We start from the raw sequence: 26,637 nt of genomic DNA, 5'->3' as shown, positions 1-26,637 counted from the left end.
AACGGGGTTTCCAGCGCACGGCGGATGCCGGACCGGCTCGCGGAAGCCGGGCCGGTACGGCACCGCCGCGAAAGGCGACAGGTCAGCGGCGGACCGCCTCGATGATCGTGGTCGACTGCACGCCGGTCCACGCGGGACGCACCGGGATGAGTCTGGACAGCTCGAACCCGGCACGCTCCAGCAGCTTCTGGAAATCCGCCTCGGTCCGCTCCCTGCCGCCGGGGCTGCTCAGCAACATCATCACGTCACTGCGAGCAGCGATCTTCGACGCCACCGAGTCGTCGAACCGCTCCGGGCACACGGTCTCGACGAGCAGGAGCCGGCCACCCGGCTTCATCGCTCTGTGGCAGTTGGCCAGGATCTGCACGCTGCGCTCGTCGTCCCAGTCGTGGACGACGCTCTTGAGGATGTAGAGGTCGCCGCCGGCGGGCACCGACTCGAAGAAGTCACCCGCGACGATCTCGATGTCCTTGCCGCCCTCCGTCGTGGCCAGGTGCGACCTCGCCGCCTCCAGCAGGAACGGCTGGTCGAGGAGAATCCCCCGCAGCCCGGGGTTGGCCGCCACCACCGCGGCGAGCAGCGAACCCAGGCCGCCGCCCACGTCGACCACGGTGGAACATCCGCTGAAGTCGTAGGCGTCGACCACCGAGCCGACCGTGTAGGTGGAGAAGAAGGTCATCGACTGGCTCAGCAGGGCGATGACCTCGGGCGGCGGTTCGGAGAACACCGCCGACCCCTTCTCGAACAGGGCCGTCTTGCCGGTCTGCAGCACGTCGGCCAGACCTGCCCAGCGCTCCAGATGTTCCGGGCTGGCCAGCGTCATCGCCACGGCGTAGAGCGAATCCCGCACATCGCTGCGCAGGTGATAACCGACATCGGTCAATCCGAACACCCCGGACCGGGGCTCCTCCAGCACCCCCGAGCTGACCAGCAGCCGCAGGAATCTGAGCAACGACGCCGCGTCCGTCGCCGACGCGGCCGCGAGTTCGTCCACCGGCCGCGGGCCGTCGGCCAGCAGATCCGCGATCTTCAGCTGTGCGGCCACGTGCACCGCGCTCGACTCGTGGTGGCCCGTGATCAGCTGGAACAGCTCGACCGCCGACGTCGGCGCATCGGTTCCGCCCGCGACCTCTATCTCGACCATGCGTACTCCTCTGCTGTGGAAGTCCTCGCCGACGGTCACACGTCTCTCGCGTTCATCGGCCCGAACCGGTCACCGTCGATCCCCCACGCCACCAGCCGGTGCGGGGTGACCCGGATCAGCGGGGTGTCGGAGTCGGCGCCGATGGCCTCGGCCTTGCCCCTGATCTCGATGCCGCGCGGCCGCCACGGGTCGACCGACTCCAATTCGTCGACCACCAGCGCCGCCTGCCCCGTCTCCTGCACGTCCCGGAACTTCCTGCTGCGCCGCATCACCTCGGCGTAGCCGTGGATGTCGATCGTGCCCAGGTCGGCGTTGTAGTCGAACCCCACGGGGACGACGTGTGGCGCGCCGCTCGCGTTCACGGTGGCCAGCCGGCACAGCCGCTGCGCCCCGAGGAAGGCGAGCTCGTTTTCTGTGAACACTTCACTTCTCCTTTCACGCCGATGCCGCGGCACCGGCGTCGGAGCGGTCCAGCAGACCGTTGAGAACGCCGGCGAGCCGCTCGCCCGCGTCCTGCTGCGCTCCTGTGCTGCGCCAGGCGACGAAATTGTCCGGCCGGACGAGCACCGCACCTTCGGCGGTGATGCCGATCTGCTCGATCACCTTGTCGTCGGCGTCCTTGACGTCGCCGTCGGGCCCCAGCCGGTACACCGTCACGGGCAGCTCGCTGTTCAGCCTGTCCGCGGCCTGCCGCCACCCGGCCGCGTTCGGCCCCAGGAGCAGGGCGAAACCGGCACCGGCCAGGTCCAGGGTGGAGACCTTCTCCCCCTTGCGCTCGACCCACACGTGCGGCAACCTGCTGCCGGGCGAGCCGTCCAGGTTCTGCTCGACGTCCTCAAGGGAGGGCAGCTCCTCGCGGGCATCGATCACGGCGCCCCGCGTGTACTGGAAACCGAAGCCGGTGACCAGCGGGTCGGCGATCCGCAGCTTCGCCTTCTCCGCCTCGCCCTCAGGGCTGTTGTCCCAGTGCAACTCCATGAACCGGAAGCGCAGCCTGGCCTGCTCGCAGGTGAACTGCGCGATCGGCAGGCGCTCCTGGTCGTAGGTGTCCAGCAGCCCCGGCCCGGCCTCGCCGTTGATCACCATGGCCAGCTTCCAGCTCAGGTTGTAGGCGTCGCCGATGCCGGTGCTCATGCCGAAGGCGCCGACGGGTGGAATGGTGTGCGCGGCGTCGCCGGCCATCAGGACCCTGCCGACCCGTAGCTTGTCGACCACGCGTGCCGACATCTGCCACGCGAGCCGGGCCAGGACCTCCACCTCGAGGTCCGGCCTGCCGACGACCTTGCGCACGATCTCCGCGCAGCGCTCCGGCGGGTAGTCCTCCAGCGACTCCTTGTCCGCGTCGTAGGTGAAGTGGAAGACCCAGCGGTCCTTGTTGTTGATCGTCAGGAGGATGCCCTCGATCTCCCCTGTGCGGATCTCGGCGAACGCGAACTCGTTGCCGGCGACCAGATCGCTCAGGTCCGCGCGGAACATCATGTTGATCATCGGCTCGCCGAGCTTGTCCAAGCCGCTCATGGTGAGCCCCAGCGAACGCCGGGTGCGGCTGGACGCGCCGTCCGCGCCGACGACGTAGCCGGCCCGCACGTCGCGGCGCTCGCCGGTCTCGTTGTTCAACAGCGTCACGGTGACTCCGGAGTCGTCCTGCGTCAGCGACTCCAGCTCGGTGGAGAACTGGACCTCCACCCCGCGGTCCGCCGCCGCGGCCACGAGCATGCGGTCGATCTGGTCCTGTGAGCATGGGCCGATGTCGGTCGGGCTGATCCGTTTGGTCACCTCCAGCACGTCCAGCGGAGGCGTGGGAAACCGCGGTGCCGCGGCCAGGTCGCTGTCGGCCAGGGACGGCGACAGGTTGACCTTGCTCATGCTCGGCGCCAGGTCGGCGCTGGCCTCGCGCATCCGCTCCTCCAGCCCCATGGCGCGGAAGAACTCACGCGCCGGCGGCTGCACACCGGTGGCCCGCGGATGGATGGACGTGGTGGCGCGGCGCTCGACCACCAGTGATCGAACCCCGTGGCGGGCCAGCGCGACAGCCGTCGACAATCCGACGGTGCCCCCGCCCACGATCAGCACCGGAACGTGTTCGTACGCCATGACAAGGCCTTTCTGGTGAGGAGGACAGCTAGGAGGGGGCCGGGTCAGGGGCGGACGGCCTCGACGATCATGCTGGAGCGCACGCCGGTCCAGGCGGGCCTGATCTCGATGATCCGTCCGGGCCGGAATCCGGCCGCCGACACCAGCGCCTGGAACTCGGCGGCCGACCGCTCCTTGGCGTTGGCGTTGACCATCATGTTGACGTCGCTGCGGGCGGCGATCCTGGACGCGATCGAGTCGTCGAACCTCTCGGGATACTGCGTCTCGACCACCAGCAGCCTGCCGCCGGGCTTGAGCTGGTTGTAGCAGTTGGTCATGATCTCGACGCTGCGCTCGTCGTCCCAGTCGTGGATCACGTTGTTGAGCAGGTACGCGTCACCGCCGGCCGGCACCGCGTCGAAGAAGTCCCCGCCGACGATCTCGCATCGGTCGGCGACGGGGTTGCCCGCCATCCGCTTCCTGGCGTTCTCCGCCATGTACGGCAGGTCGAACATGATCCCGCGCAGGCCGGGGTTGGCGGCCAGGATGGCCGAGATCAGGATGCCCTCGCCCGCGCCGAGCTCGACCAGGGTGCCGAATCGACCGAAGTCGTAGGCCTGCACCACGGCCTGAGCGGTGTGCGAGACGAAGAAGGTCATCGTCTTGCCCAGCAGTTCGAGGATGTGCGGCGGCATCTGCTTGAACGGATCACCCTTGTGCTCCTCGGGCACCCGGGACGCGCCGGTGCGCACGCAGTCCGCGAGTTCGCCCCAGCGCTGCTGGTTGCGCGGGTTCGCCATCATCAGCGCGAACGAGTGCAGCGAGTCGGGGCGGTCGGTCCGCAGGTGTTCGCCCACCCGGGTCAGCCCGTACAGGCCCGGCTCAGGCTCGGTGAACACGCCCGAGCTGACCAGCAGCCGAAGCAGTCTGCGCAGCGCGAACGCGTCGGTCTTGGTGGCGGTCGCGAGCTGCTCGAAGCCGACCGGCCCGGCGGCGACCAGGTCGGCCAGGCCGAGTCTGGCGGCCACGTGCACCGCGCTGGACACATGGTGCGCCGTGATCGACTGGAACAACTTGACGGCGGTAGTCGGTGAATCGCTCGTGCCGGTCAACTCTGCCAGCGCCATGAACACGTCCTTCCACGTCGGGTCGTCGACAGGCACTGTCGCCATCCTCGGTGGACCGCCTCTCGAAGCCCGCTCGATCCGCCGCTGGGGCGAGCCCTTCGAGCCGGGATGGATCGCAGGTCAAGGCGGCGCCACCACAGTGACCTGACCCAGCACAACTCTCCGCGACGTCCACAAGCGAGGAAGTGGGTTCACTCATGCCGGTCGAGCACGTTCCCGTTCTGATCACCGGCGGCAGCACCGTCGGATTGTCCACCGCCGTCGCCCTTGCCCAGCACGGACTACGTCCGATGCTCGTGGAACGCCGGGACGGAACGCTGATCCACCCGCGGGCGACCGGGCTGCACCCGCCGGCCCGGGAGTTCTTCCGCAGCACCGGTCTCGACGCCCAGATGCGCGAGGCCAGCGCGGTGCTGGCCAGCAGCCTGACCAAGTTCAGCGTGACGACGCTCGCGGGCGACGACCTGTCGAAAGTGGAGCGGATCCCGACTCCGCCGGAGGACGTGGTCGCGGCGACCCGGCGGATAAGTCCCACGGACGTCAACCCCTGTGCGCAGGACCAGATCGACCGGGTGCTGCTGGCCGCCGCCGCCGAGCGGGGAGTGGACGTCCGGTTCTCCACGGAACTGGTGTCGATGACCCAGGACGAGTCCGGGGTGACCGCGACGCTGCTCAACCGGGCGACCGACGAGCGCTACACCGTACGCGCCGACTATCTGGTCGGCGCCGACGGCTCCTCCAGCCGGGTGCGGGAGCTGCTGGGCATCCCCATGGAGATCGAGGATCGGCTCGGCAACCCGATGATCCACATCCTGTTCGACGCGGACCTCGGCGATCTCGTCCGGGGCAACGAGTTCAACTTCTGCGAGATCAGGCACCCGGACTACGAGGGACTGCTGCTGTCGATCAACAACAGGGACCGCTGGGTGTTCCACCGCAGCTACGACGAGACCAAGGAGTCCGTGGCGGATTATCCGGAGGAGCGCTGCCTTGAGCTGATCAAGGGCGCGATCGGGCTGCCCGACCTGCCGGTGAAGATCCTGGCCATGCTGCCGTGGCGGATCTCGGCCGGAGTGGCCGACGCGGTGAGGGACGGCCGCGTCTTCCTGGCCGGAGACGCCATTCATGTCATCCCGCCCATCGGTGGTTTCGGCATGAGCACGGGCATCGCCGACGCCTACAACCTGAGCTGGAAGCTGGCCATGGTGCTGCGCGGCCACGCCGGGCCGGGGCTGCTGGACACCTACTCCCAGGAGCGGCTGCCGATCGCGGAGTTCACCAGGGACCAGGCCGTGCTGCGGTTGCGGTACATGGCCCTGCACTGGGATCCCCGTCCGGAGGCCGAGCAGGAGCGCAACATGCTGCGCATCGCCGATCCGCTCGTCACCAGTTCGGGCTACCAGTACACCGAGGGCGCCGTGATCGATGCCCGCGAGGAGCTGCCCTCCCTTGAGGACGTCGAGCAGAACCTGGACGGCTCGCCCGGCAGCCGGGTGCCGCACGTGTGGGTCGAGCGCAAGGGGGAGAAGGTCTCCACCCTGGACCTGGCCGGCACCGGCTTCGCGCTGCTGACCGGTCCGAACGCCACCGGCTGGCAGCAGGCCGGGCAGGCCGTCGCCGAGCACACCGGCCTGCCGTTGGGCGTCTACCGCATCGGGCCGGGCGCCGAGATCGACGACCCCGGCAGCCGGTTCGCCACCGTCGCCGGCATCGGCGAGGAGGGCGCGCTGCTGGTCCGGCCGGACAACTTCGTCGCCTGGCGTGCCACGGGAGCCCACCCCGAGCCGCGCGAGCAGCTCACCGGGATCCTCGACGCCCTCCTGCACCGGACCGCCTGACCGTTCCCCACAGACTCCAGGACAGGAAAGGCGGTCGATGGTGAACATCAGCCTCGTTCAGCAGGGCGCATGGGACATGCCGCTCGACTCGATGCCGCTCGCCGCGGGGTACCTCAAGGCGGTGGTCGACGCCGATCCGGATCTGTCGGCGGAGGCGACCGTGCGGATCCGCAACTTCCGGGGCGGCCGGACGCTGACGCAGATGGCCCGCCGGTTGTTCCTCGACGAGACTCCCGACGTGCTGGCGTTCTCCGTGCTCGGCTGGAACTACCGCAACTTCGGCGCACTGGCCGAGATGTTCAAGCAGCTCAACCCGCACGGGACCGTGATCTTCGGCGGCAACCACGTCGCGTACCAGTCCGAGCGGGTGTTCCGCGAGTTCCCGCACGTCGACATCGTGGTCAACGGCGAGGGCGAGCACACCTTCCGCGAGCTGGTGGCATACCTGCTCGGCCGCCGCGGCGACCTGGACCCGGTCGGCGTGGCCGGCTGCTCCTTCCGCCGCCCGGACGGCTCGGCGCACACCACGCCGGAGCGGGAGCGGATCTCCGACCTGGACACCATCCCCTCGCCTTTCCTCACGGGGGCCATCCCGATGACCGACTCGGCCGGGAACTTCCGTTATGACGTGGCGTTGATGGAGACCAACCGAGGCTGCCCGTACAAGTGCTCGTTCTGCTACTGGGGCGGCGCGGTCGGGCAGAAGATGCGATCGTTCTCCGCCGAACGACTGGCCGAGGAGCTCGACGTGTTCGGCTTCCACCAGGCTCCGTCGATCGTGCTGTGCGACTCCAATTTCGGGCTGCTGGAGTCCGACGAGCAGTTCGTCGAAATGCTGATCAAGACCAGGGAGCGGCACGGCTACCCGCGCGCGCTGGAGACCAGCTGGGCCAAGAACAAGTCGGCCCGGTTCTACAAGATCGTCAAGGAGCTGCAGCGACACGGTTTCCAGAGTTCGTTCACGCTGGCCCTGCAGACTCTCTCCGATGAGGCGCTGACCGGCATGCTGCGCAAGAACATGAAGGTCAACCAGTGGGAGAGCCTGGTCGACTGGCTCAACGAGGAAGGACTGGACTGCTACGCCGAGCTGATCTGGGGCGCTCCGGGCGAGACGCCCGCGTCGTTCCTCGCCGGCTACGACAGACTGGCCGCCAAACTGTCGCGCATCGCGGTCTACCCGATGTTGTTGCTGCCCAACACGTCCTACAGCGAGCACAGGGAAGTGCACGGGTTCGTGACCATCCGCGGTGAGGACGACGACTTCGAGTACGTGCTCGCCAACCGCAGTTTCACTCTCACCGAGAACCTGGAGATGCAGCGGTTCATCTTCTGGGCCCGGATACTGGGCGAGAACCAGTACCTGCGGTACGTCTGGCAGGCGGCCCGGGAGCTGGCCGGGCTGACGCAGTCGCAGGTGATCAGCAGCCTCAAGCAGTATTTCGAAGAGTCCGACCACCCCTCGGCGATCGCGTTGCTCAACGCCGTTCCCGTCCTCGCCGAGTCACCGGCCATCGCCGGCGCCCTGCGTTCCCTGTACGGCCGGCCCGAACTGGAGGCGGTCGTACACCGGTGGTGGCGGGAGGTGATGGTGCCGCGGTTCCCGCCCCGGTGGCGGCGGTTCGCCGAAGCCCTCTACGAGTACGAGCGCTGGTCCCGCCCGGTGTACGTGGTGCCGGGCGAGGATCCACCGGCCGGCTGGCGTCTCGCCGGTGACGACGGGTACGAGAGCGAAACCGTGTGCCTGCCGTACGACGTGGAGCAGGCCCTCGCGAACTGGGCGGAAACCGTGACGTCCGGCCCCACGGAGCGGCCGACGGCGTTCGCGTTCACCGCTCGTCGCGGTTTCCACGACCACCTGGACAACCACGAGACGGCGGCGCACTACATGGCTCAGCCGAGGCGCGTCCCTCAGCCCGCCACGGTCTGAACGGCGAGACCCGTGGGCGGCCACCGGTGGCCCACGGGTCTCGCATTCGGGTCAGGCGTTCTTGATGCCGAGTTTGCCGGCCGCGGCCCGGATCACCTCGTGAGTGGGCGGCAGGTCGTCGACCAACCGGACGTAACGCGACTGCGCTTCGGCCAACCGCTCACGAACCGCGGGTTCGTACAGGATGCCCCGCATCCCTTCCACCACGGCCTTCTCATCGAACAGCTGCTCGTGGGCCATCGCCGTCAGGTACTCGTTGCCCTGCACCAGCGGCTCGACGAAGTGATACAGCCCCTTCGGCCAGTGCCGGAACGGATCGATCGGCACGACCTCGCCCAGCCACGAGCGCACGGTGTCCGACAGACCGCCGAGCTCCTGTTCCATGCCGGCGACGCTCTGCTCGTCGGTCAACGTGAACCGGTTGGTGAGCAGCATGCCCGGCGTGCCCATCAGCACGGCGCGAGCGAGCGTCACCGCGTTCATGCTCAGCGACAGCAGCAGGTCCGCGGAGCTGAGCAGCGCGTGATAGCGGTCGGGTGTGGTGGGCGCGAGCACGTGCAGCCGCTCCGCGGGCAGGGTTGTGAAGGGCTCCAGCATGGGACCGACCACCACGACGTGGGTGCTGTCGGGCAGCTGGCGCAGATAGTGGGCGAGCAGCTCGGGCACCCGCTCGCCCAGGCGGACCATCATGTCCGTGGTCTGCCGGGTGACCTCCTTGGGCTGCTGCCAGCTCGACACCGGAATCAGCACCAACCGGTCGTTCGGCGACAGGCCGAGCTCGGCGAACACCTTGGCCCTGGTGCGCTCGTCGCGGCCTGGTTCGGGGGCGACGATCCGGTAGGGGTAGCCGCGGCCGGACGGCCCCGGGTCCAGGTGCGCGATCGGAACCGGCCGGAGATGGACGTCCATGTCCAGGATGTGCCTGTCGTACTCCCGCCCCCAGCCCCGGCCGCAGAAGTCGTAGGCGAAGACGGTGTTCTCCCATTCCCACATGTCGATGGGGAGCAACGGAACGCCGTGCTTCTCGATGAACCATGGGTCGTCCACGCCGCTGCGGACCATGTGGCCCCAGAAGTTGGTGTAGTCGGCCAGCACTATGGCGTCCGGGCGGACATCCTTGATCACCTCGTCGACGAACCGCTCGACCGGCCGGGCGTCGCCGTCGATGATGTGGAACGGATACCTGCCCGCGCGAAACAGCGGCTCCACGGCTTGCGTGGTGACGAAGTGGTTCTGGACCCCGCCGTCGGCCAGTTGGTCGGCGAGGGACAGGCCGACGAAGGTCTCGCCGTACCCACCCAGCACCGGCAGGCTGAAGTGCAACAGTTTCATCCGAACTCCCCTTGGTGGACTCTCCGTCGACGATGGCGAGCGCGCCTCGAGACCCGCTCAAGCCCGGGTGGTCGCCCGGATGCGACGCATGGCCGCCCGCACCACGTCCCGGTCGGCCCGCGGGTCGCCGGCCCGCGCCGGCGACATGGCCACGACCTCGCTGCCGCCCGGCCGCACCGCTGGGTGACGCCGGGCCAGGCTGGCCAGGCCCTGCCCCGGCCCGGCCTCCACGAGCAGGAAGTCCCCGCTCGCCAGCAGCGCGTCCAGCGCGGGCCGGAACAGCACCGGAGCGACCGGATGACTCGCCCAGAAGGCCGGGGCGGCCACCTGCTCCGCGGTCAGCACCGCGGCGGTGTAGCCGGAGTAGACGGGGATGCTCGGCGGCCGGGCCGGCACCGCCGCGAAGGCGCGCTCCGCCCCGGCGACCGAGAACGCCAGCAGCGGACTGTGGAACGGGCAGGTCGCGGGCACGCGGCGGCAGGTGAACGCGTTGTCGCGCAACGCCTCCTCCACCGCGAGCAGGGGCGCCTCGGCGCCCGCGAGCACGGTCTGGCGAGGCGCGTTGATCGCTCCGACCACCACGTCGGAGCGCAGGAACGGCTCCACCTCCCGCACCGAGGCCGCGACCACCAGCATCCCGCCGGGCACCGCCCCTGACAGGCTGCGCACCCTCTCCCGCAGCAGCCGCACGGCGTCGGCCAGGTCGAAGACACCGCCCAGGACCGCCGCCGCCATCTCGCCGATGCTGTGTCCCAGCAGCGCCGCGGGGCGCTCCCAGCTCCCCGCCAGCCGGCCGAGGGCGTAGTCGACCGCGAACAGCAACGGCTGGGACCGGGTCATGTGATCGATGGACACCTGAGGACGTGCGGCAAGCCAGTCGTCCCGCAACCGCGGGCCCTGGTCTTCGAAGGCCGCGAACACCTCGTCCATCGCCTCGGTGAACACCTCCTCGTGGCCGTACAGGCCGGCTGCCATCAACGCCTGCTGCGAGCCTTGTCCCGGCAACAGCAGGGCCACCGGTTTGGGCGCCGTCATCGCGAACCTCCTCAGTGCGTGCCTGACCGACTGAGTAAGCACCGATGATCGAGGACGGTTCGAACCCGCCTCGAGCAGGCGTCGGCAGTCTCGGCAGCCGGTAGCAGCGACACGACGGGAGTTCCCATGAGATTGCTGTACTTCAGCCTCTCCGCGGCCGCGTTCGGCGAGACGTTCATCGGCCTGTCACTGGCCGAACAGCTGCGCCGGGCGGGCATGGACAACCATTTCGTGGTGCCGCCGGTCACCGCCTCCGCCGTACGGCACTTCGGCTTCGAGCACACCGTGGTGGACTACGCGACCTGTCCGAAGGGACCTGCCGCCCGGGCGTTCATCGACGACCTGGTGAAAACCGTGGAACCGGATGCGATCGTGCTGTCGGACTACGGCTCGTACTCCCGCAGCGTGGAGTTCCACCTGCGGCTCGACCCGTGGTTCATCGAGGAGTACGGCCTGCCGATCCTGCCGATCGATCTGGGCGAATGGGAGAACACCACCTTCGAGATCGACCTGGTCGGCCGCGATCCCGTACCGGTCAGCAAGAAGATCCTGGACTGGCCGGCCCACCTGCGCCCCGTCCCGACCGCCCACCTGGACGCGGGAGCGGGCGGCAGCGGCTGTCCCTACCGGGTCGTCGCACCGGAGCCACCCGTGACCGACCTGGCCAGGGCGGGAGTGTTCAACGAGTTCGGCCTGCGCCGCGACGACCGGCTGGTGCTGATCCCGGTCTCGTCGTGGCAGCAGCCCGGCGGCCGGATGTCCGGTGAGATGAGCGCCAGACTGGCCGAGCGCGTCCCCGAGTTGCTGGTCCACTATCTCGGCCGGCTGCCCGCCAGCACCCACTTCCTGGTGATCGGCGAGCCGCCGCCCGCCCTGCTCGGCCTGCCCGCCGAGCGTCTGCACGTCATCCCGCCCTGCTCGATCGAGCGGTTCACCACACTGCTCGGCACGTCGGACCTGACCATCGTGTTCAGCCCGACGAGCGCGACCAGTGCCCGTTCGGTCCTGATGAACCGCACCGCGATGGTCGTGCAGAACCGGTTCCGGGTGCACAACGACGCGGACGTGGCGCTTGTCGACGCCGAGGTGAAGCTGACCGGCACGGTGCGCGACTGGCTGGGCCGAGCGGCGCCCATCGACCCGTTCCGCCTGTGGCCGAAGGGCGCCTACTTCGTCCAGGAGCCGATGTTCACCGACAACCCGTACACGGACGCGCTGATCACGGCGGAGATCCTGGACGAGACCGGTACCGTCGCCGCCATGGAAGGGGCGCTGTACGACCCCGAGATCCGCGATCGGCACGCGTCGGCCCGGGCGGACTATCTGCGGGCGGTGAACGCCCTGCCGGACACCGCGGACGTGGTGCTCGCCGCCGTCCAGCGCGCCACCGCCGCGCTCTCCGGCCATTGACGGAGTAAGTGCTCACTCCGTATCTTGGGATGGCGACGCCGGCCGTGCCACGCACGTGAAGCAGTTCAGGGACGCCACCTCGCAGCCGGGTATCCCGCTCGGCCCGGCAGCGCACGTCCTCACCGGTCATTCCATTCCCAGCACAGGAAGGAGCACACTGTGGCGGAATTCGGCAACCCCGCCGCCTCCACCGGCAGCGAGCGGCCGACCATACGCGACGTGTTCGGGCGGATGGACCCGCGGGCCCAGCGGATCGTGCTCATCTGCACGTTCGCCGCCGCGTTCCTGAGCCTGCTCGACGCGACGATCATCGGTACGGCGCTCCCCAAGATCGTTGAACAGCTCAACGGCGACCAGACGCTCTACACCTGGACCGTAACCGGATATCTGCTGACGTCCACGGTGACCGCGCCGTTGTACGGCAGATATTCCGACCTCCATGGCCGCCGGCCGGCCCTGCTGATCTCGCTGGGACTCTTCCTCCTCGGATCGGTCCTCTGCGGGCTCGCCCAGTCGCTCCCCTTCCTGATCGTCTTCCGGACGCTGCAAGGCGTCGGGGCCGGCGGCCTGCTCCCTGTGGCCATGGCGTTCGCCCGTGAGGCGTTCCCGATGGAGGCGATCGGCAAGCTGCAGTCGGCGATGGGCACGATGATCGCGGTCAGCCTGATGGGCGGGCCGTACGTCGGTGGTCTGCTGACCGACTTCGCCGGCTGGCGCTCGGTGTTCTTCATCAACCTGCTGCTGGTGCCGCCGATCATCGCGGTCGTCGCGCTGCTGATGCCGCGCTTCCGCGCCGCCGACGTCCCGTCGGGGAAGGCGGACGTGCGCGGCGCCCTGTTGTTCATGAGCGGCCTGTCGCTGATCCTTTTCGGGTTGACCCAGAAGGGCAGGACGGCCGACGGACAGGTCATGTACGACTGGCTCAGCCCGCCGGTGGCCGGGTGCCTGGTCCTCGGGGTGGTGCTGATCGGGGTCTTCGTACTGGTCGAGCGGCGCACGCGGGTTCCCCTCCTGCCGCTTGAGCTCTTCCACAACCGGACGTTCTCGGCCGTGCTCGGGGCCAGCGGCTTCTTCTCCATGGCGATGTTCCCCGCCGTGCTGTTCATGCCGCTCTACTTCCAGCAGGTGCGGAACATCTCGGCGACCGTGTCGGCGCTGCTGCTGTTCCCCCTGCTCCTGGGCATGGTGCTGAGCAACCGGTACAGCGTCCCGATGATGTGGCGCCCCACCTGGGCGAAGCCGGTTCTCGTCGCGGCGGCCGCGTTGCTCGGCGTCGGCTCGGCGCTGTCGTTCACGGTCAGTGCGGAAACGCCGCTCGTCCTGGTCGTGCTCTACCTGACGTTCATCGGGGTGGGCATCGGGCCGTCCATGGCCGGCGTCGGCCTGCTCGCGCAGAACTCGGTGCCGCCGACCGACATCGGCACCGCCACGTCCACCCTGATGCTCACCAAGACCGTCGGCCACACCCTCGGCCTGGCGATCGGGCAGACCATGTTCTCGGCACTGCTCCAGTCGACCACGGCCGGCCCACTGGCCGGGATGAGCGACGCGCTCACCATGACCGTGGCCACGGTCGGGTTCGCCGGCGCCGTCCTCGCCGGCCTGTCCGCCCTGTTCATGCGTCCGGTGACGATTCGCCGTCCCGGCGGTCCTCCCAAGCCGGACCTCGCGTCTCAGCCAGCGGAAGGAACCCAGCAATGACCACCACGGAAACCCTGTCGGCACCCGGCCTCACCGCCGGCCTCTGGACGATCGACGTCGCCCACTCAGAGGTGTCGTTCTCGGTGCGGCACATGATGATCGCGGCGGTCCGCGGCTCGTTCGGCGCGGTCAGCGGCACGATCGACGTCGCGCCGGAACTGACGGCCTCGTCGATCGAGGTCGAGGTCGACACCGCGTCGGTCTACACCCGCAACCCCAAACGCGACGAGCACATCCGGTCGGCGACCTTCCTCGACGTGGAGAAATACCCGACCGCCACGTTCCGCTCGACGAGGCTGGAACCGGCCGGCCCCTCCACCGCGGTGCTGACCGGCGAGCTGACCATGCATGGCACGACCCGGGAGGTCCGCTTCGACCTGCGGTTCAACGGGGTCCGGGTGGATCCGTGGGGCAACACGAAAGCGGGATTCAGCGCGGAGACGGTCATCGACCGGCACGACTTCGGGATGGTCACCGACATGCCCCTCGACAGCGGCGAGCTGTTCGTCGGACGCGAGGTGACCCTGACCATCGAGCTGGAGGCCACGGCACAGTAAGAGAGCACAGGTGGAACAAGCCCTTGTGGACAACTCCACAAGGGCTTGTTCTCGTTACTTCTCGCTACGGGGCCGCGACGCCCACCGAGGTCAGCGCGGCGGAGAGCCGGCCGGCGGTCAGCTCCGCACCGGCCGCGCACACGTAACCGTCGGGACGGACCAGCACCCAGCCGCCCGCGGCGATGCCGAGATGACGGCCGAGCCTGCTGTCAGGCCGCAGGACGCGAACCGTCAGCCATTCCCCCGCCTTCGCCGACAGCTCGTCGGCGAGATCGGCGGAGTCCGGCCCGGCGAGCAGCAGCCATCGGGCAGCGGCGAGGTCCGCCTGCATCTGCGGCCACTCCGGGCCGGACGTGACATCCGCGGGCAGCTTGGTGATCCGCTCACCGGGCCGGGGGCCGCCGTCCCTGTCCGGGCCGGCGACGGTGAGCGGGCTGCCGGCGTAGGTCAGGTTGAGCCCGGAGATCCCGCCCAGGATCTCCCGTTGCAGCTTCTTGCGCACCGGCGGCACCGTACGGACCACGGTGAACACGATCGGCAACAGCCAGCCCGCGACGGAGTTCTTCAGCTGCACCAGGAATGTGGCCTTCTTGGTCGACTTGAGCAATGCCGCACCGACCGGGACGCGCTCGGCGGCGTACGTGTCCAGCAGCCTGTCCTCGGCACGCCCGCGCAGCGCCATCGCCAGTTTCCAGGCGAGGTTGTACGCCTCCTGGATGCCCGTGTTCATTCCTTGGCCCGAGGCGGGACTGTGCACGTGGGCGGCATCGCCGGCGACGAAGCAGCGGCCGACCCGCATTCTCGGGACCATCCGCTGCTGGAACGTGAACACCGAGGTCCAGGTCGGCTCGTCCACACGCACCCGTCGCCCCAGCCCCGCGCTCAGCTCGCGGCTGAAGCGCTCGGCGACGGTCGCCGGGTCGGTGCCGTGCTCGACGTTCACCGTGTCCAGCAGCCGCCACCGGCGCTCGCCGCTCATCGGCGCCATCATCATGGTGAGGCCGCGGTTGCGGACCCAGTAGATGCTGTTTCTCGGCACGTCCACGTCGATCGTCGCGTCCGCGATCAACCAGGTCTCCGCGGACTCCCCGATCAGCTCCAGCCCGAGCTTCTTGCGGACCGTGCTGTGCCCGCCGTCGCAACCGACGAGGTAGTCCACGGCGACGGCCTCGGACGCACCGGAGTCGTGCCCCAGCGCCGCACGCACCCGGTGCTCGTCCTGCTCGAAGTCCTCCAGCCGGACACCCCACTCGATCTCGACGCCCTGAGCGCGCACCGCGTCCCTGAGCACCTCCTCGGTGAGCACCTGGTCGATGCAGAGGGTGAACGGGAACCGGGTCGGCATCTCGTCATAGTCGGCTTCCAGCCGAGTCAGCCTCCGCCCGTTCTGGAACAAGGTGAACGCCTGCACGCGTTCTCCCCGCCCGACCATCCGGCCGGCGACTCCCATCTGCTCGTAGATCTCCAGGGTGCGCGGATGGGTCGCGATCGCCCGGCTCGTCTCCGCGGGAGCCTTTTTGGCGTCCACCACCCGGACCCGGACGCCGCGGCGAGCGAGCTCATGCGCCATCGTCAAACCGGCGGGGCCCGCGCCGACGACAAGAACCTCGGTCATCGGCGTTTCACCACAGACCATGAAGGCAGGCGGTCAGGGTGCGTGCCTGCACGTTGAGATAGCGGCTGTGCTGCAACAGGTCGGTCAGCTGGCTGACGGTGAGCCAGCGGTGATCCTCGGACGCGGCCAGCGGGAAGTCACCGTCGACCTCGACGACCATGTAACGGTTTCGCGCCCGGTAGAAGCGGCCGCCTTCCTCGGACTGAACGGCGTCGTAACGGATCCTCTCCGGCGGCGCCGTCAGCACCTCGTCCAGGAATGCCGGTCGGCTGCCGGCCGGCAGCCCGTCGTAGTTCGACGGGGTGCACTGCACGGTGGGCGCGAGCTCGACCATGTCGAGATAGCCGGGCTCGATCCGGGCGTGCACCAGCACGTGCAGCACGCCCTCGATGCGCTTGGTGAGGAAGGCGATCACCCCCTGATCGCGTGGCGCGAACAGCGGCTGCGTCCAGTTCGCGACCTCACGCGTGTTCCCCTCGACCGACACCGCGATCGTCTCGAAGTGCTTTCCTTCGGTGTGCGCGATCGTGTCGTCGCCGCGCTGCCACCCGGTGACGTCGTTCAGCGGGATGCGCCGTACGGCCAGCCGGTAGCGGGTCTTGGTCTCGGTGACCCAGCTGAGGATCTCTCCCATCGAGTGGAGCGTTCCTTCGTCCCGCGCCAGCGACCGCACCAACGCCGACCGGAACCCGGAGTCGGTGCCGGCGCCGCCGGGCGTGCCGAAGGGGATGCACGACAGGACCGTCCGCGCGTCCATGTTGACCACGTTGTCCAGCTGGAGCAGCTCCTGCAGCTGGCCCAGGGTGAGCCAGCAGAAATCCGGGTGCAGCGGAACGTCCTGGGTGGTCTCCACGACGATGTTGCGGTTGCGCTTGTGGTGGAACCAGGCGCCCTGCTCGGATTGCAGCACGTCCACCAGCACACGGCCACGCCGGTCGCCGACGAAATGCTCCAGGTAGGGCACGTTGCCGCCCCTGTGGACCCTGGTGTAGTTGCTGTGGGTGGCCTGGACGGTCGGCGACAACTGCAGCAGCGGAAGATTGCCCGGCTCCATCTTCGCCTGCATGAGGCAGTGCAGCACGCCGTCGATCTGCTTGACCAGGATCCCGAGAATTCCGATCTCGGGCTGGTTGATGATCGGCTGCGTCCACCGCGGAACGGGACCGTAGTCGGTCTGCACCTCCAGGCCTTCGACGGTGAAGAACCGCCCACTGACGTGCCCCAGGTTGCCCGTGTCCGGATCGAAGTCCCATCCGTCCAACTCGGCGAACGGCACTCGGCGCACCTCCAGCACACCGGCGCGGGCTCGCTCGGCGAACCACTCGTGGAACTGGTCCGTCGGCATCAGCCGGTTGTCGCTCGTGGACCCTGACTCGGTGAAGCGGTAGTCGTGCTCCCGGTTCTCGCGCCGGAGCAAGGCGTTGGCCGGCACTTGCACCACGTGCACCTCCTGACTAGGTCTGTCCGCTGGACAGGTCGGCTCGCACGTCAGGCGCAGCCCGCGACGAACTCACGGATGGTTGAGGTCATGTAATCGATCATTTCGGCGGTGATCACGGGGTGGACGCCGATCCAGAAGGTACGTTCGGTGACGATGTCGCTGTTGGTCAGATCGCCGGCGACCCGGTAGGTCTCGTTGCGGTAGGCCGGGTGGCGGGTCAGATTGCCGGCGAACAGCTGGCGGGTGCCGATCCCGGCCCGTTCGAGTACGGCCACGATGTCCCTGCGTTCGAACGGCGCGCCCTCCTCGACGGTCAGCACGAAGCCGAACCAGCTCGGATCGCTGCCCGGAGTGGGCTCGGGCAGCCGCAGGCCCTCGACGCCGAGCAGGCCGTCACGCATTCGCCGCCAGTTGCGACGCCGGGCGGCCCCGAACTCCGGCAGCCGGCGCAGCTGGGTCTCGCCGAGCGCGGCCTGCAGGTCGGTCGCCTTCATGTTGTAGCCGACGTGGGAGAAGATGTACTTGTGGTCGTAGCCGGGCGGCAGCGTGCCGAGCGTCCACTTGAAGCGGCGAGCGCACTTGTCGTCCTCACCCGGCTCGCACCAGCAGTCGCGCCCCCAGTCCCTGACCGACTCCACGATCCTGGCCAGCTGCAGGTTGTCGGTCAGGACACTGCCGCCCTCGCCGGTGGTGATGTGGTGCGCCGGATAGAAGCTCTGCGTCGCGAGGTCGCCGAACGTCCCGGTCAACCGGCCGCCGTAGGTCGAGCCGAGCGCGTCACAGTTGTCCTCGACGAGCCACAGCCCCTTCTCCTTGGCCAGTTCCGCGATCTCGGCCACCGGGAACGGATTGCCCAGCGCGTGCGCGATCATGATCGCCTTGGTCTTCGGGCCGATGGCCTCGGCGACCCGCTCGAGGGTCGTGTTGTACGTGCTGAGCTCGATGTCGACGAACACCGGGATGAGCCGGTTCTGCACGATCGGGTTGACCGTGGTCGGGAAACCCGCCGCGACAGTGATCACCTCGTCGCCCGGCAGCAGCCGCCGGCGGCCCAGCAGCGGCGACGTCAACGCGGTCAGCGCGACCAGGTTGGCCGACGAACCGGAGTTGACGAAGTGGGCCTTGCGCAGGCCGACCGTCTTGGCCAGCGCCAGCTCGAACCGCCGTGAGTAGGCGCCTGCCGCGATCCGCATGTCCAGCGCCGCCTTCACCAGCGCGACCCGGTCGTCCTCGTCGAGGTCCGCTCCGGTCGGGGTGATCGGTGTCTCTCCTGGCACGAACGGCTTGGTGCCGATCTGCTGATGGTATTTGCGGACCTGCTCGAGGATCAGCGTCCTGGTGTCGCTCGCCATCGGGCTCGTCATCGTGACTGTCTCCCACTCCCACTTTCGTGGCGCGGGTCCGGCGTACGCGGAAGATGACACACCTCCCTGCCGTCCCTGCCGTACCGGACTTCAGTGTTGCGGCAACGGTTGGAAGGCCCCTCGATGCCCGCTCGAAGGCCGCGTTCCCGCGGTCCGCCAGAGATCTCCCAGCGTCTCGTCGACCGGCCACCGCGGCGTCCAGCCGAGGATCTCCCGCGCGGCCGTGACATCCGTCTGCTCCCATGCGATCCCGGCGGACCGGGTGGCACGCGAGTGTTCGAGTTCGTGGACCGTGGCCGGCACGCCCGCGATGGCGATCAGCCGCTCGACCAGATCCCGGACGCTCACCGCCGTTCCCCGCCCGATGTTGACCACCCGGCGCGGGGCCGGCGCCATCTCGGCCGCGGCGAGGACCGCACCGGCCACATCTCGAACATCCACGACATCCCGCTCGTCGCGGAGCGAACCCAGGGTCAGCTCCACACCGCGGCCGTCGCGTGTGGCCAGCGCGTCGGCCACCTGGCCGAGCAGGCTCTGCGCGGGCTGCCCCGGGCCGATGACCTGGCACAGGCGCAGGACCGAACCACCGAGGCCGCTCTCCTCGAACGCGCGGAGCACGACCTCCGTGGCCTTCAGCTTGCCCCGGGCGTACTGGCTCACCGGCCGGGCCGGAGTGTCCTCCCGCAGCGGAACGCCACGCGGTTGCGGACCGTACTCGGTGGACGACCCCAGGTGGACCAGGCTGATCGGCCGTGGATGCGCGGCCAGCGCGGCGACCAGTCGCCGGACCAGGGTCACGTTCGAGAACAGGACCTTGCGTTCGTCGTGATCCCACACCGCGCCCGCCGCGTTCACCACGAGGTCGGGACGCTCGACGCGTAACAGGCCGGTGACCGCCGCGCCGTCGGCGGCGTCGAGCGTGGCGAACCGGACGCCGGGCACCACGCCGGGCGCCGCTTTGCGCGCGACGGCGAGCACGTCGTACCCCGCTTCGGCGAAGGCGGCGCAGACGTACGTCCCGATGAAACCGGTGCCGCCCAGGACCAGCACGCGCCGCTGGTCGGATGCTCTCACCTCGGTCTTGTCGTGCACCCTCACGACGCTAGGGAGCGGTGGTCGAGCCATGTTGGAAGCCAACTCGAACGAGCTCCGACGGCCAGGTGGCACGCCGGGCGGCGCATCGGGTGCGTGGTTCACGTGCGGCCGATGAACGACGGGTCAGGCATCGGTCTTCCTCACCTCGGGCAGCAGCACGACCTGACCCGCGTAGTTCAAGCCGGCGCCGAACCCGATCAGCAGGGCGGGGCCGCCCGGCGGCGCCTTCTCCTCGCGCAGCAACCTGTCCATGGCCGACGGGATGGAGGCCGCCGACGTGTTCCCCGCCGTCACCACGTCGGTGGCCACCGCCACGTGCGCGGGCAGGCCGAGCAGGTCGGCCATGACTTCGATCATCCGCAGGTTCGCCTGGTGGGGGATGAACGCCGTCAGGTCGCCGACGCCGATCCCGGCCCGGTCCAGTGCGTGCCGCGCGGCGGGTACGGCGTGCTCCACGACCCATCGGAACACCCTGCGCCCGTCCATCTTCATGGCGGGCCATTCCAGAGAGGGATCGTCCCTGAACTCGCCCCAGGTCGTGTTCATCCGCAACGCGTGGCGGGCCGAGCCGTCGGCCCACCGCACGACAGGGCCGATGCCGGGCTCGCCGGACGGCCCGACCACGACAGCGCCGGCGCCGTCGGCGAACATGAACGCGATGGTGCGGTCGGTGGGGTCGACGATGTCGGTCATCCGTTCCGCGGCGATCACCAGCACGTGCCTCGCACTGCCGGCCCTCACCAGGTCGCTTCCCACGGCGAGGGCGTGGCAGAAACCCGCGCAAGCGGCCGAGATGTCGAAGCCCGCGGCATTGGCCGCGCCCAGCTCGTGCGCGACGACGACGGCGGCGGGCGGGGTCTGCACCAGATTGGACATGCTGGCCAGGACGACGCAATCGATCTCGTCGGCGGTGATGCCGGCGTGCTTGAGCGCCTCCTGCCCCGCCAGCACGGCCATGTCGCACAGGGTTTCGTCGGCGTCGGCGAACCGGCGGGTGCGAATGCCGGAGCGGGTCTCGATCCACTCCTCGGTCGAGTCGATCCGGCCGCACACCTCCTCATTGGACACAACGCGGCGGGGCCGGTACGTACCGACGCCGAGGATCCGGCTGTGCGTAGGCGTTGTCGTGCGCAGGTCGGCCACGGCATCTCCTTCCTCACTGGATGTCCCGCTCACGGTCTCCGGCACGACTCGAAACCGGCCGGAGCCGGGCTCGAACCACACGGGCTCCGAGTTGGCTTCGACCACCGTTCGAGGGCGGCTGACGAGAGTGCGTGCAGCAGCGAAGGAAGGGAACCCGCCGAATGAAGCAACTTACCGTCGCCAAGCTCAGAACGATCGTCGACGCCTGTGTGGGCACCGACGGCAGCACCACCAGGGTCGACGACTCCGTTCTCGACACCAGGTGGGACGAGCTCGGCCTGGACTCCCTCGCGGTGTACGAGGTCGTGACCCGTCTGCAGGACGAGCTCGGAGTGAAGATCTCCGACGACGACATCGACACCTTCAGCACGCCCAGGTTGATGCTCGACTCGATCAACGGCCGGCTGGTCGAGCTCGCCGGTCCCTGACCCTGCCCTTCGAGCCTGCGAGGACGGAGAAGCGCGATGCGCGTGCTGGTCAATTCGATGGCACCGAGCCATTTCCTGCCGATGGTGCCGTTCACCTGGGCCCTGCGGGCCGCCGGCCACGAGGTGCTGTTCCTGGGATACGAGGAAACCGCGCACAGCGCCCACGAGGCCGGGATCCTCACCAGGCGGCTGTCCGGTGACGCCGGTTCGGTCGGGCGCTGGCGGCCGCCGGTGAAGAAGAAGGACCCTTTCTGGGCGCCGGGGTCCAAACAGGCACCGCCGCCTCCCCAGGACGCCCGGACGACCGCGATCGCGGGCCGCTGGAAGGCCAGGATCGAAATCTTCATCGACGAGTACCTGGAGTTCGCCCAGGCGTGGTCGCCCGATGTGATCATGACGGATCCGATGGAGTTCAGCGGCCTGGTGGCTGCGGCCGCGCTCGACGTGCCGGGTGTCGTGCACAGGTGGGGCTTCGACGCCTTCACGTCGACCCTGCTGGAGCCGGCCAAGCACGCACTGCAGGAGACGTGTGCGCGGCTGGGCGCGGAGAACGGCATGGCCGACCCCGCGCTGATCCTCGACCCGTGCCCGCCGAGCATGGTGTCGTCGAACCTCGTTCCCGGCACGCCGGTCCGGTGGGTGCCGTACAACGGAACCGCCGGTGTCCCGGAGTGGGCCGTCAAGCGCGGCGCGGGCACCAGAATCTGCATGTCGTTCGGCCTGTGGTCGGGCGAGGCGCTGGCCCAGGGCGGTGACCTGCACGCGGTCATCGAGGGGGTCCACGAGGCCGCCCGCGGGATGGACGACGTCGAGGTTCTGCTGCTGGCACCGGAGCAGTACCACGCCGATCTGGGGACCGTGCCGGACACGATCCGGGTCGTCGGCCAGTTGCCGGTGAGCGCCGTCATGCGGGACACCGACCTCCTGGTCCACCACGGCGGCGGTGGCGGGTCGCTGACCGCCTACGCCTACGGAGTTCCGCAGGTCGTGGTCGCGCAGGAAGGGCCGATGCTGGTCCAGGTCGGCGAAACGGTGGCGGAAAGCGGCGCGGGCCTGGGACTGGTCGAAGAGGCCGCCCGGGTCGACGTGGGCGCGATCAGAGACGCGGTCACCGAAGTGCTGACCGAGCCCCGCTACCGCAAGGCGGCCGAGCGGGTCCGCGCCGAGATCGCCGCGACGCCGTCGCCGGCGGAGATCGTCCCCGTTCTCGAATCCCTTGTGGACTCGCGAACTGTCGACTCGAAAACCACGTAGCCGGAAGGAGGAACGCGTGGAATCCGGTAAGCGGTTGCTGCGCGAGATGGTCCGGATCCGCTGCGTCGAAGAGGTGCTGGCCGACCTCTACCGCGACGAGCAGGAGATGCGGACCCCGACCCATTTCTCCATCGGGCAGGAGGCCGTGCCGGTCGGGGTGTGCGCGGCCGCCGGGCCCGATGACGTGGCCTATTGCGGCCACCGCAGCCACGGACCGTACCTGGCCAAGGGCGGCGACCTGCGGGCCATGGTCGCCGAACTGTACGGCAAGGCCACCGGCTGCGCGGGCGGCCGGGGCGGGTCGGTGCACCTGACCTCTCCGGATACCGGGTTCATCGGCGCCACGGCGATCCTGGCCGAGTCGATCTCTCTTGCCGTCGGCGCGGGGTGGGCGTTCGCACTCGAAGGGGCGCCCCGGGTCGCCATCACGTTCTTCGGCGACGGCGCCGCCGAGGAGGGCGCCTTCCACGAGGCGCTGAACTTCGCCGCGACGCAGCGGGTTCCGGTGCTGTTCGTCTGCGAGAACAACGGATACTCCATCTCGTCGCCGCTGCGGGCGCGTCAGCCGTACGGGACGACCATCTGGGAGCGGGCCCGCGGGTACGGCATGGCGTCCCGTCAGCTCGACGGCAACGACGTCTTCGCCGTGCACGCCGCGGCGCGGGAAGCCGTCGAATGGTGCCGGGACGGCAGGGGGCCGTACTTCCTGGAGCTGCGGACCTATCGCTGGCGTGAGCACGTCGGCCCGAACTGGGACTACGACGAGGGCTATCGGACCAAGGCCGAGCTGGACTCCTGGATGGAGCGCTGCCCCATCAAGGTGGCCGCGGCCGGCCTCGGCGCGGCGCACCCGGACATCGACGAGGAAGTCGCCGGCTGGCGGCGGGAGTTCCGCCAGGAGGTGCTCGACGCGGTGGCCGCGGCCAAGGCCGACCCGTTCCCCGCGGTGGCGGACCTGCTGCAGGGCGCCTACGAGAGCTGACAAGGAGAGTCTCGAGGATGCGCAAGCTCAAGTACCGGGAGGCCATCGGGGAGGCCACCGTCCAGTGCATGAAGGCCGATCCCCGGATCGTCCTGGCGGGCCAGAACGTCGACGACCACAAGGGCGGGCACGGCACCACCACCGACGCGTTCCGCGTATTCGGCCCGTCCCGGGTGCTGGACATCCCCAACTCCGAGAACGCCGTCGCCGGCATCGCGGTCGGCGCCGCGTCCATGGGGATGCGGCCGCTGGTGGTGCACGCGCGCGCCGACTTCATGTTCCTGGCCATGGACGGTCTGATCAATCTCGCGGCCAAATGGCGCTACATGTACGGCGACAAGGGCGGAGTGCCGGTCGTGATGCGCGGCATCGTCGGACGGGGCTGGGGCCAGGGCGCGACCCACTCGCAGAACCTCCATTCCGTCTTCGGCCACTTCCCCGGCCTGTACGTCGCGACCCCCGCCAGTCCCGCGGACGCCAAGGGGCTGCTCGTGTCCGCGCTCCGCAACGAGACGCCTGTCGTGCTGCTGGAGAACCGCGGTCTGTACGAGATCGAGGGCGAGGTGCCCGAGAACCCGGAGCCGGTGCCCTTCGGCAAGGGCCGGATCGTCCGTACGGGCAGCGACGTGACCATCGTGGCTGCCTCGCTGATGGTCCACGAGGCGGAACGCGCCGCCGGGCTGCTGGCCGAGCAGGCGATCAGCGCCGAAGTGGTGGACGTGCGCAGCATCAGGCCGCTGGACGAGGCCATCATCTGCGCGTCCGTGGCCAAGACCGGGCGGCTGGTCGTCGCGGACACGAGCTGGGCGCGCTACGGCCTCGCCGCTGAGGTCGCCGCCGTGGTCGCGGAGAACGTCCACGGCGCCTTGCTGGGCCCCGTCCGGCGCGTGACGTTGCCGGACAGCCCGGCCCCCGTCTCATGGCCGCTGGAGGAGGCGTTCCACCCGAATGCCCGGACGATCGCGGCCGCCTGCCTGGACGTGCTGGGCGGCGACCCGACCCTCCCGATGCGCGAGATGACCGACATCACCGCCGGTTTCGTCGGGCCGTACTGACTCAGGACGGGAGCTTCGATGAAAGGCATCATCCTGGCCGGCGGGTCCGGCACCCGGCTGCACCCGATCACGCTCGCGGTGTCCAAACAGCTGCTACCCGTCGGCGACAAGCCCATGGTCTACTACCCGCTCTCCGTGCTCATGCTCGCGGGAATCCGCGACATCCTTCTCATCTCCACTCCGATGGACCTGCCGCACTTCCGGCGGCTCCTGGGCGACGGCGCGCACCTGGGATTGCGGATCGACTATGCCGAGCAGGCCGAGCCCAACGGCCTGGCCGAGGCGTTCGTGATCGGCGCGGACCACGTCGGCGACGACAGCGTGACGCTGGTGCTGGGCGACAACATCTTCCACGGCCCGGCGTTCTCCGAGGTCCTGGCCAGGAACACCCGGGACGTGCGGGGCTGCGTGCTGTTCGGCTACCCGGTGCACGATCCCGAGCGATACGGGGTGGGGGAGAAGGACGCGCACGGCAACCTGATCTCCATCGAGGAGAAGCCCGCTCGCCCCCGATCCAATATCGCGATCACCGGGCTCTACATCTACGACAACGCCGTGGTGGACATCGCGAAGAATCTCCGGCCGTCGGCGCGGGGCGAGCTGGAGATCACCGACATCAACCAGCGATACCTCGAGCATGGCCGAGCCAAGCTCGTCGACCTCGGGCGGGGCTTCGCCTGGCTGGACACCGGTACACCGGAGTCGCTGCTGCTGGCCGGTCAGTATGTGCAGACGCTCGAGAACCGCCAAGGCGTGCGGATCGCCTGCGTCGAAGAAGTGGCGCTGCGCATGGGGTTCATCACCGCACACGAGTGCTACGCGCTGGGCGAGCGGCTCGCGAATTCCAATTACGGCCAGTACATCATGACCATCGCCAAAGAGCTCGCGGCCGTGTAGGACCCTTTCGTTCCGTTCGTACGCGGAGAGGACGTCATGCGAATCCTGGTCACCGGCGCCGCCGGTTTCATCGGCTCGCACTATGTTCGAAACATTCTGGGCGGCGCGTTTCCCGGGCTGGAATCGGCCCGGGTGACCGCTGTGGACAAGCTGACGTACGCGGGCAACCGGGCCAACCTGCCGGCCGAACATCCGCGGCTCACGTTCGTTCACGGCGACATCTGTGACGCGGAACTGTTGCGCGAGTCGCTGCCCGGCCACGACGCGGTGGTCCACTTCGCCGCCGAATCCCACGTCGACCGTTCGATCGACTCCGCGTCCGCGTTCTTCCACACCAACGTCCTCGGCACGCAGACATTGCTGGAAGCCGTGCTCGCCTGCGGTGTCGCGCGTGTGGTGCATGTCTCCACGGACGAGGTGTACGGGTCCATCAGCGACGGGGCCTGGACCGAGGAGGCGCCGCTGTTGCCCAACTCGCCTTACGCGGCCTCGAAGGCGAGTTCCGACCTCGTGGCCCGCGCGTATTGGCGCACTCACGGCGTGGACGTCTCCATCACCAGGTGCTCCAACAATTACGGCCCCCGGCAGCACCCCGAGAAACTCATTCCGCTGTTCGTCACGAACCTCCTGCGAGGCAGGAAAGTGCCCTTGTACGGCGACGGCGCCAACAGACGCGAGTGGATTCACGTCGAGGACCACTGCCGAGCCGTTCACCTGGTGCTGACGAAAGGCGGCGCCGGCGAGATCTACAACGTCGGCGGCGGCGCGGAGCACACCAATCTGGAAATCACCGAACGACTGCTGGACCTGTGCGGCGGCGACGCTTCCATGATCAAGCGGGTGGCGGACCGCAAGGGGCACGACAGCCGCTACGCACTGGACGACAGCAAGATCCGCCAAACGCTCGGATATGAGCCGACCGTCGACTTCGGCCGAGGCCTGGCCGAAACCGTCGCCTGGTACCGCGCCAACCCCCACTGGTGGACGCCGCCGGCGTGACCTGGCCGCGTCTCGGGCCTGCATCTCGACGCCGGCGCCCGACCGGGTGAATCCCCAGGTCGGGCGCCGTTTTGGCGGCTCGGGCGGAGAGCGTGGGCGTCGGACCCACGAGACCGGCCACCCGGCCCGGCGCGACTATGCGGCGACCCCGCCGGCAGGCCGCCTCCTGGGATCATCTTCCTCCGATCGCCGAAAAGTTTCGGAAGAGCTGTCGAGTGAT

General features: G+C 69.1%; 22 protein-coding genes. 11 read left to right on the top strand and 11 right to left on the bottom strand.

All coding sequences use genetic code 11. From position 1 onward, the window contains the following. Nucleotides 1-82 precede the first annotated feature (82 nt). The 4 genes from HHX35_RS05655 to HHX35_RS05640 are packed head-to-tail and all read right to left on the bottom strand — an operon-like array spanning nucleotide 83 to nucleotide 4,380. A complete protein-coding gene (locus HHX35_RS05655; RefSeq protein ID WP_041952843.1) occupies nucleotides 83-1,144 on the bottom strand; it encodes a methyltransferase in 1,062 nt (353 codons plus the stop codon). A gap of 35 nt (nucleotides 1,145-1,179) precedes the next feature. Then, complete coding sequence (locus tag HHX35_RS05650; protein ID WP_041952844.1) at nucleotides 1,180-1,566, bottom strand: PPOX class F420-dependent oxidoreductase; 387 nt, start codon at nucleotides 1,564-1,566, stop codon at nucleotides 1,180-1,182. Nucleotides 1,567-1,579: 13 nt separating this feature from the next. Further along, nucleotides 1,580-3,238, bottom strand: a complete 1,659-nt coding sequence (locus tag HHX35_RS05645) for an FAD-dependent monooxygenase (protein ID WP_041952845.1) — start codon at nucleotides 3,236-3,238, stop codon at nucleotides 1,580-1,582. Nucleotides 3,239-3,282: 44 nt separating this feature from the next. Further along, nucleotides 3,283-4,380 carry a methyltransferase gene (locus tag HHX35_RS05640; RefSeq protein ID WP_052400082.1) on the bottom strand — a complete coding sequence of 366 codons (1,098 nt, stop codon included), beginning with the start codon at nucleotides 4,378-4,380 and terminating at the stop codon, nucleotides 3,283-3,285. Between the two features lie 161 nt (nucleotides 4,381-4,541). Between HHX35_RS05640 and HHX35_RS05635 the strand changes: the two genes are divergently transcribed. Then, complete coding sequence (locus HHX35_RS05635; protein WP_182897877.1) at nucleotides 4,542-6,182, top strand: FAD-dependent monooxygenase; 1,641 nt, start codon at nucleotides 4,542-4,544, stop codon at nucleotides 6,180-6,182. Between the two features lie 37 nt (nucleotides 6,183-6,219). After that, on the top strand, nucleotides 6,220-8,109 hold the full coding sequence (locus HHX35_RS05630) for a KedN5 family methylcobalamin-dependent radical SAM C-methyltransferase (protein WP_182897876.1): 1,890 nt from the start codon (nucleotides 6,220-6,222) through the stop codon (nucleotides 8,107-8,109). A gap of 51 nt (nucleotides 8,110-8,160) precedes the next feature. Here the strand turns inward: HHX35_RS05630 and HHX35_RS05625 are convergent, their stop codons facing one another. Further along, nucleotides 8,161-9,441, bottom strand: coding sequence for a DUF6365 family protein (locus tag HHX35_RS05625; RefSeq protein ID WP_182897875.1), 1,281 nt, complete (start codon nucleotides 9,439-9,441; stop codon nucleotides 8,161-8,163). 57 nt (nucleotides 9,442-9,498) lie between these two features. Then, nucleotides 9,499-10,476 (bottom strand): acyltransferase domain-containing protein, encoded by a 978-nt coding sequence (locus HHX35_RS05620; protein WP_182897874.1) that lies wholly within the window; start codon nucleotides 10,474-10,476, stop codon nucleotides 9,499-9,501. Nucleotides 10,477-10,602: 126 nt separating this feature from the next. Here HHX35_RS05620 and HHX35_RS42505 point away from each other — a divergent pair, with 126 nt between their 5' ends. From HHX35_RS42505 to HHX35_RS05605, 3 genes are all read left to right on the top strand, one after another. Then, the gene (locus tag HHX35_RS42505; RefSeq protein ID WP_220505077.1) at nucleotides 10,603-11,886 is read left to right on the top strand and encodes a DUF6365 family protein; all 1,284 of its coding nucleotides are present in this window, start codon (nucleotides 10,603-10,605) and stop codon (nucleotides 11,884-11,886) included. Nucleotides 11,887-12,045: 159 nt separating this feature from the next. Then, a complete protein-coding gene (locus HHX35_RS05610) occupies nucleotides 12,046-13,587 on the top strand; it encodes an MFS transporter (RefSeq protein WP_052400083.1) in 1,542 nt (513 codons plus the stop codon). Next, entirely contained in the window at nucleotides 13,584-14,144 is a 561-nt protein-coding gene (locus HHX35_RS05605; RefSeq protein WP_041952850.1) for a YceI family protein, read from the top strand. The genes HHX35_RS05610 and HHX35_RS05605 overlap by 4 nt, the downstream gene beginning before the upstream one ends. Before the next feature lie 64 nt (nucleotides 14,145-14,208). Here HHX35_RS05605 and HHX35_RS05600 read toward each other — a convergent pair whose 3' ends face one another. The 5 genes from HHX35_RS05600 to HHX35_RS05580 all read right to left on the bottom strand — a co-directional run bounded on the left by HHX35_RS05600 (nucleotide 14,209) and on the right by HHX35_RS05580 (nucleotide 20,802). Further along, the gene (locus HHX35_RS05600) at nucleotides 14,209-15,759 is read right to left on the bottom strand and encodes an FAD-dependent oxidoreductase (protein WP_041952851.1); all 1,551 of its coding nucleotides are present in this window, start codon (nucleotides 15,757-15,759) and stop codon (nucleotides 14,209-14,211) included. Between the two features lie 7 nt (nucleotides 15,760-15,766). Then, complete coding sequence (locus HHX35_RS05595; RefSeq protein ID WP_231532199.1) at nucleotides 15,767-17,200, bottom strand: NDP-hexose 2,3-dehydratase family protein; 1,434 nt, start codon at nucleotides 17,198-17,200, stop codon at nucleotides 15,767-15,769. A 47-nt stretch (nucleotides 17,201-17,247) separates the two neighbouring features. Further along, the gene (rfbH, locus tag HHX35_RS05590) at nucleotides 17,248-18,564 is read right to left on the bottom strand and encodes a lipopolysaccharide biosynthesis protein RfbH (RefSeq protein WP_225898220.1); all 1,317 of its coding nucleotides are present in this window, start codon (nucleotides 18,562-18,564) and stop codon (nucleotides 17,248-17,250) included. A gap of 90 nt (nucleotides 18,565-18,654) precedes the next feature. Further along, nucleotides 18,655-19,656, bottom strand: a complete 1,002-nt coding sequence (locus HHX35_RS05585) for an NAD(P)-dependent oxidoreductase (protein WP_052400084.1) — start codon at nucleotides 19,654-19,656, stop codon at nucleotides 18,655-18,657. 126 nt (nucleotides 19,657-19,782) lie between these two features. Then, the gene (locus tag HHX35_RS05580; RefSeq protein ID WP_041952853.1) at nucleotides 19,783-20,802 is read right to left on the bottom strand and encodes a beta-ketoacyl-ACP synthase III; all 1,020 of its coding nucleotides are present in this window, start codon (nucleotides 20,800-20,802) and stop codon (nucleotides 19,783-19,785) included. A gap of 161 nt (nucleotides 20,803-20,963) precedes the next feature. Here HHX35_RS05580 and HHX35_RS05575 point away from each other — a divergent pair, with 161 nt between their 5' ends. Genes HHX35_RS05575 through rfbB form a run of 6 tightly spaced genes read left to right on the top strand, consistent with a single transcriptional unit; the run spans nucleotide 20,964 to nucleotide 26,417 of the window. Beyond that, entirely contained in the window at nucleotides 20,964-21,230 is a 267-nt protein-coding gene (locus HHX35_RS05575; protein WP_041952854.1) for an acyl carrier protein, read from the top strand. Between the two features lie 36 nt (nucleotides 21,231-21,266). Beyond that, nucleotides 21,267-22,484 carry a nucleotide disphospho-sugar-binding domain-containing protein gene (locus HHX35_RS05570; protein ID WP_041952855.1) on the top strand — a complete coding sequence of 406 codons (1,218 nt, stop codon included), beginning with the start codon at nucleotides 21,267-21,269 and terminating at the stop codon, nucleotides 22,482-22,484. Between the two features lie 16 nt (nucleotides 22,485-22,500). Further along, nucleotides 22,501-23,466 carry a thiamine pyrophosphate-dependent dehydrogenase E1 component subunit alpha gene (locus tag HHX35_RS05565; protein ID WP_231532201.1) on the top strand — a complete coding sequence of 322 codons (966 nt, stop codon included), beginning with the start codon at nucleotides 22,501-22,503 and terminating at the stop codon, nucleotides 23,464-23,466. A 17-nt stretch (nucleotides 23,467-23,483) separates the two neighbouring features. Further along, nucleotides 23,484-24,521 carry an alpha-ketoacid dehydrogenase subunit beta gene (locus HHX35_RS05560; RefSeq protein ID WP_041952856.1) on the top strand — a complete coding sequence of 346 codons (1,038 nt, stop codon included), beginning with the start codon at nucleotides 23,484-23,486 and terminating at the stop codon, nucleotides 24,519-24,521. A gap of 18 nt (nucleotides 24,522-24,539) precedes the next feature. Then, a complete protein-coding gene (gene rfbA / locus HHX35_RS05555; protein WP_182897873.1) occupies nucleotides 24,540-25,418 on the top strand; it encodes a glucose-1-phosphate thymidylyltransferase RfbA in 879 nt (292 codons plus the stop codon). A gap of 36 nt (nucleotides 25,419-25,454) precedes the next feature. Then, nucleotides 25,455-26,417 carry a dTDP-glucose 4,6-dehydratase gene (gene rfbB, locus HHX35_RS05550; protein ID WP_041952858.1) on the top strand — a complete coding sequence of 321 codons (963 nt, stop codon included), beginning with the start codon at nucleotides 25,455-25,457 and terminating at the stop codon, nucleotides 26,415-26,417. Nucleotides 26,418-26,637 lie beyond the last annotated feature (220 nt).

The sequence above is a fragment of the Microbispora sp. H10830 genome (assembly GCF_014161375.1).
GTDB lineage: Bacteria > Actinomycetota > Actinomycetes > Streptosporangiales > Streptosporangiaceae > Microbispora > Microbispora catharanthi.
The sequence above is the reverse complement of the archived record's forward strand: the minus strand, read 5'-3'. Positions and strand labels throughout refer to the sequence as shown.

Coding starts and splice junctions, on each gene's coding strand:
- HHX35_RS05655 (WP_041952843.1), bottom strand. CDS start 1,144: ATGGTCGAGATAGAGGTCGCGGGCGGAACCGATGCGCCGACGTCGGCG.
- HHX35_RS05645 (WP_041952845.1), bottom strand. CDS start 3,238: ATGGCGTACGAACACGTTCCGGTGCTGATCGTGGGCGGGGGCACCGTC.
- HHX35_RS05635 (WP_182897877.1), top strand. CDS start 4,542: ATGCCGGTCGAGCACGTTCCCGTTCTGATCACCGGCGGCAGCACCGTC.
- HHX35_RS05630 (WP_182897876.1), top strand. CDS start 6,220: ATGGTGAACATCAGCCTCGTTCAGCAGGGCGCATGGGACATGCCGCTC.
- HHX35_RS05625 (WP_182897875.1), bottom strand. CDS start 9,441: ATGAAACTGTTGCACTTCAGCCTGCCGGTGCTGGGTGGGTACGGCGAG.
- HHX35_RS05620 (WP_182897874.1), bottom strand. CDS start 10,476: ATGACGGCGCCCAAACCGGTGGCCCTGCTGTTGCCGGGACAAGGCTCG.
- HHX35_RS42505 (WP_220505077.1), top strand. CDS start 10,603: ATGAGATTGCTGTACTTCAGCCTCTCCGCGGCCGCGTTCGGCGAGACG.
- HHX35_RS05605 (WP_041952850.1), top strand. CDS start 13,584: ATGACCACCACGGAAACCCTGTCGGCACCCGGCCTCACCGCCGGCCTC.
- HHX35_RS05600 (WP_041952851.1), bottom strand. CDS start 15,759: ATGACCGAGGTTCTTGTCGTCGGCGCGGGCCCCGCCGGTTTGACGATG.
- rfbH (WP_225898220.1), bottom strand. CDS start 18,564: ATGACGAGCCCGATGGCGAGCGACACCAGGACGCTGATCCTCGAGCAG.
- HHX35_RS05575 (WP_041952854.1), top strand. CDS start 20,964: ATGAAGCAACTTACCGTCGCCAAGCTCAGAACGATCGTCGACGCCTGT.
- HHX35_RS05570 (WP_041952855.1), top strand. CDS start 21,267: ATGCGCGTGCTGGTCAATTCGATGGCACCGAGCCATTTCCTGCCGATG.
- HHX35_RS05560 (WP_041952856.1), top strand. CDS start 23,484: ATGCGCAAGCTCAAGTACCGGGAGGCCATCGGGGAGGCCACCGTCCAG.
- rfbA (WP_182897873.1), top strand. CDS start 24,540: ATGAAAGGCATCATCCTGGCCGGCGGGTCCGGCACCCGGCTGCACCCG.
- rfbB (WP_041952858.1), top strand. CDS start 25,455: ATGCGAATCCTGGTCACCGGCGCCGCCGGTTTCATCGGCTCGCACTAT.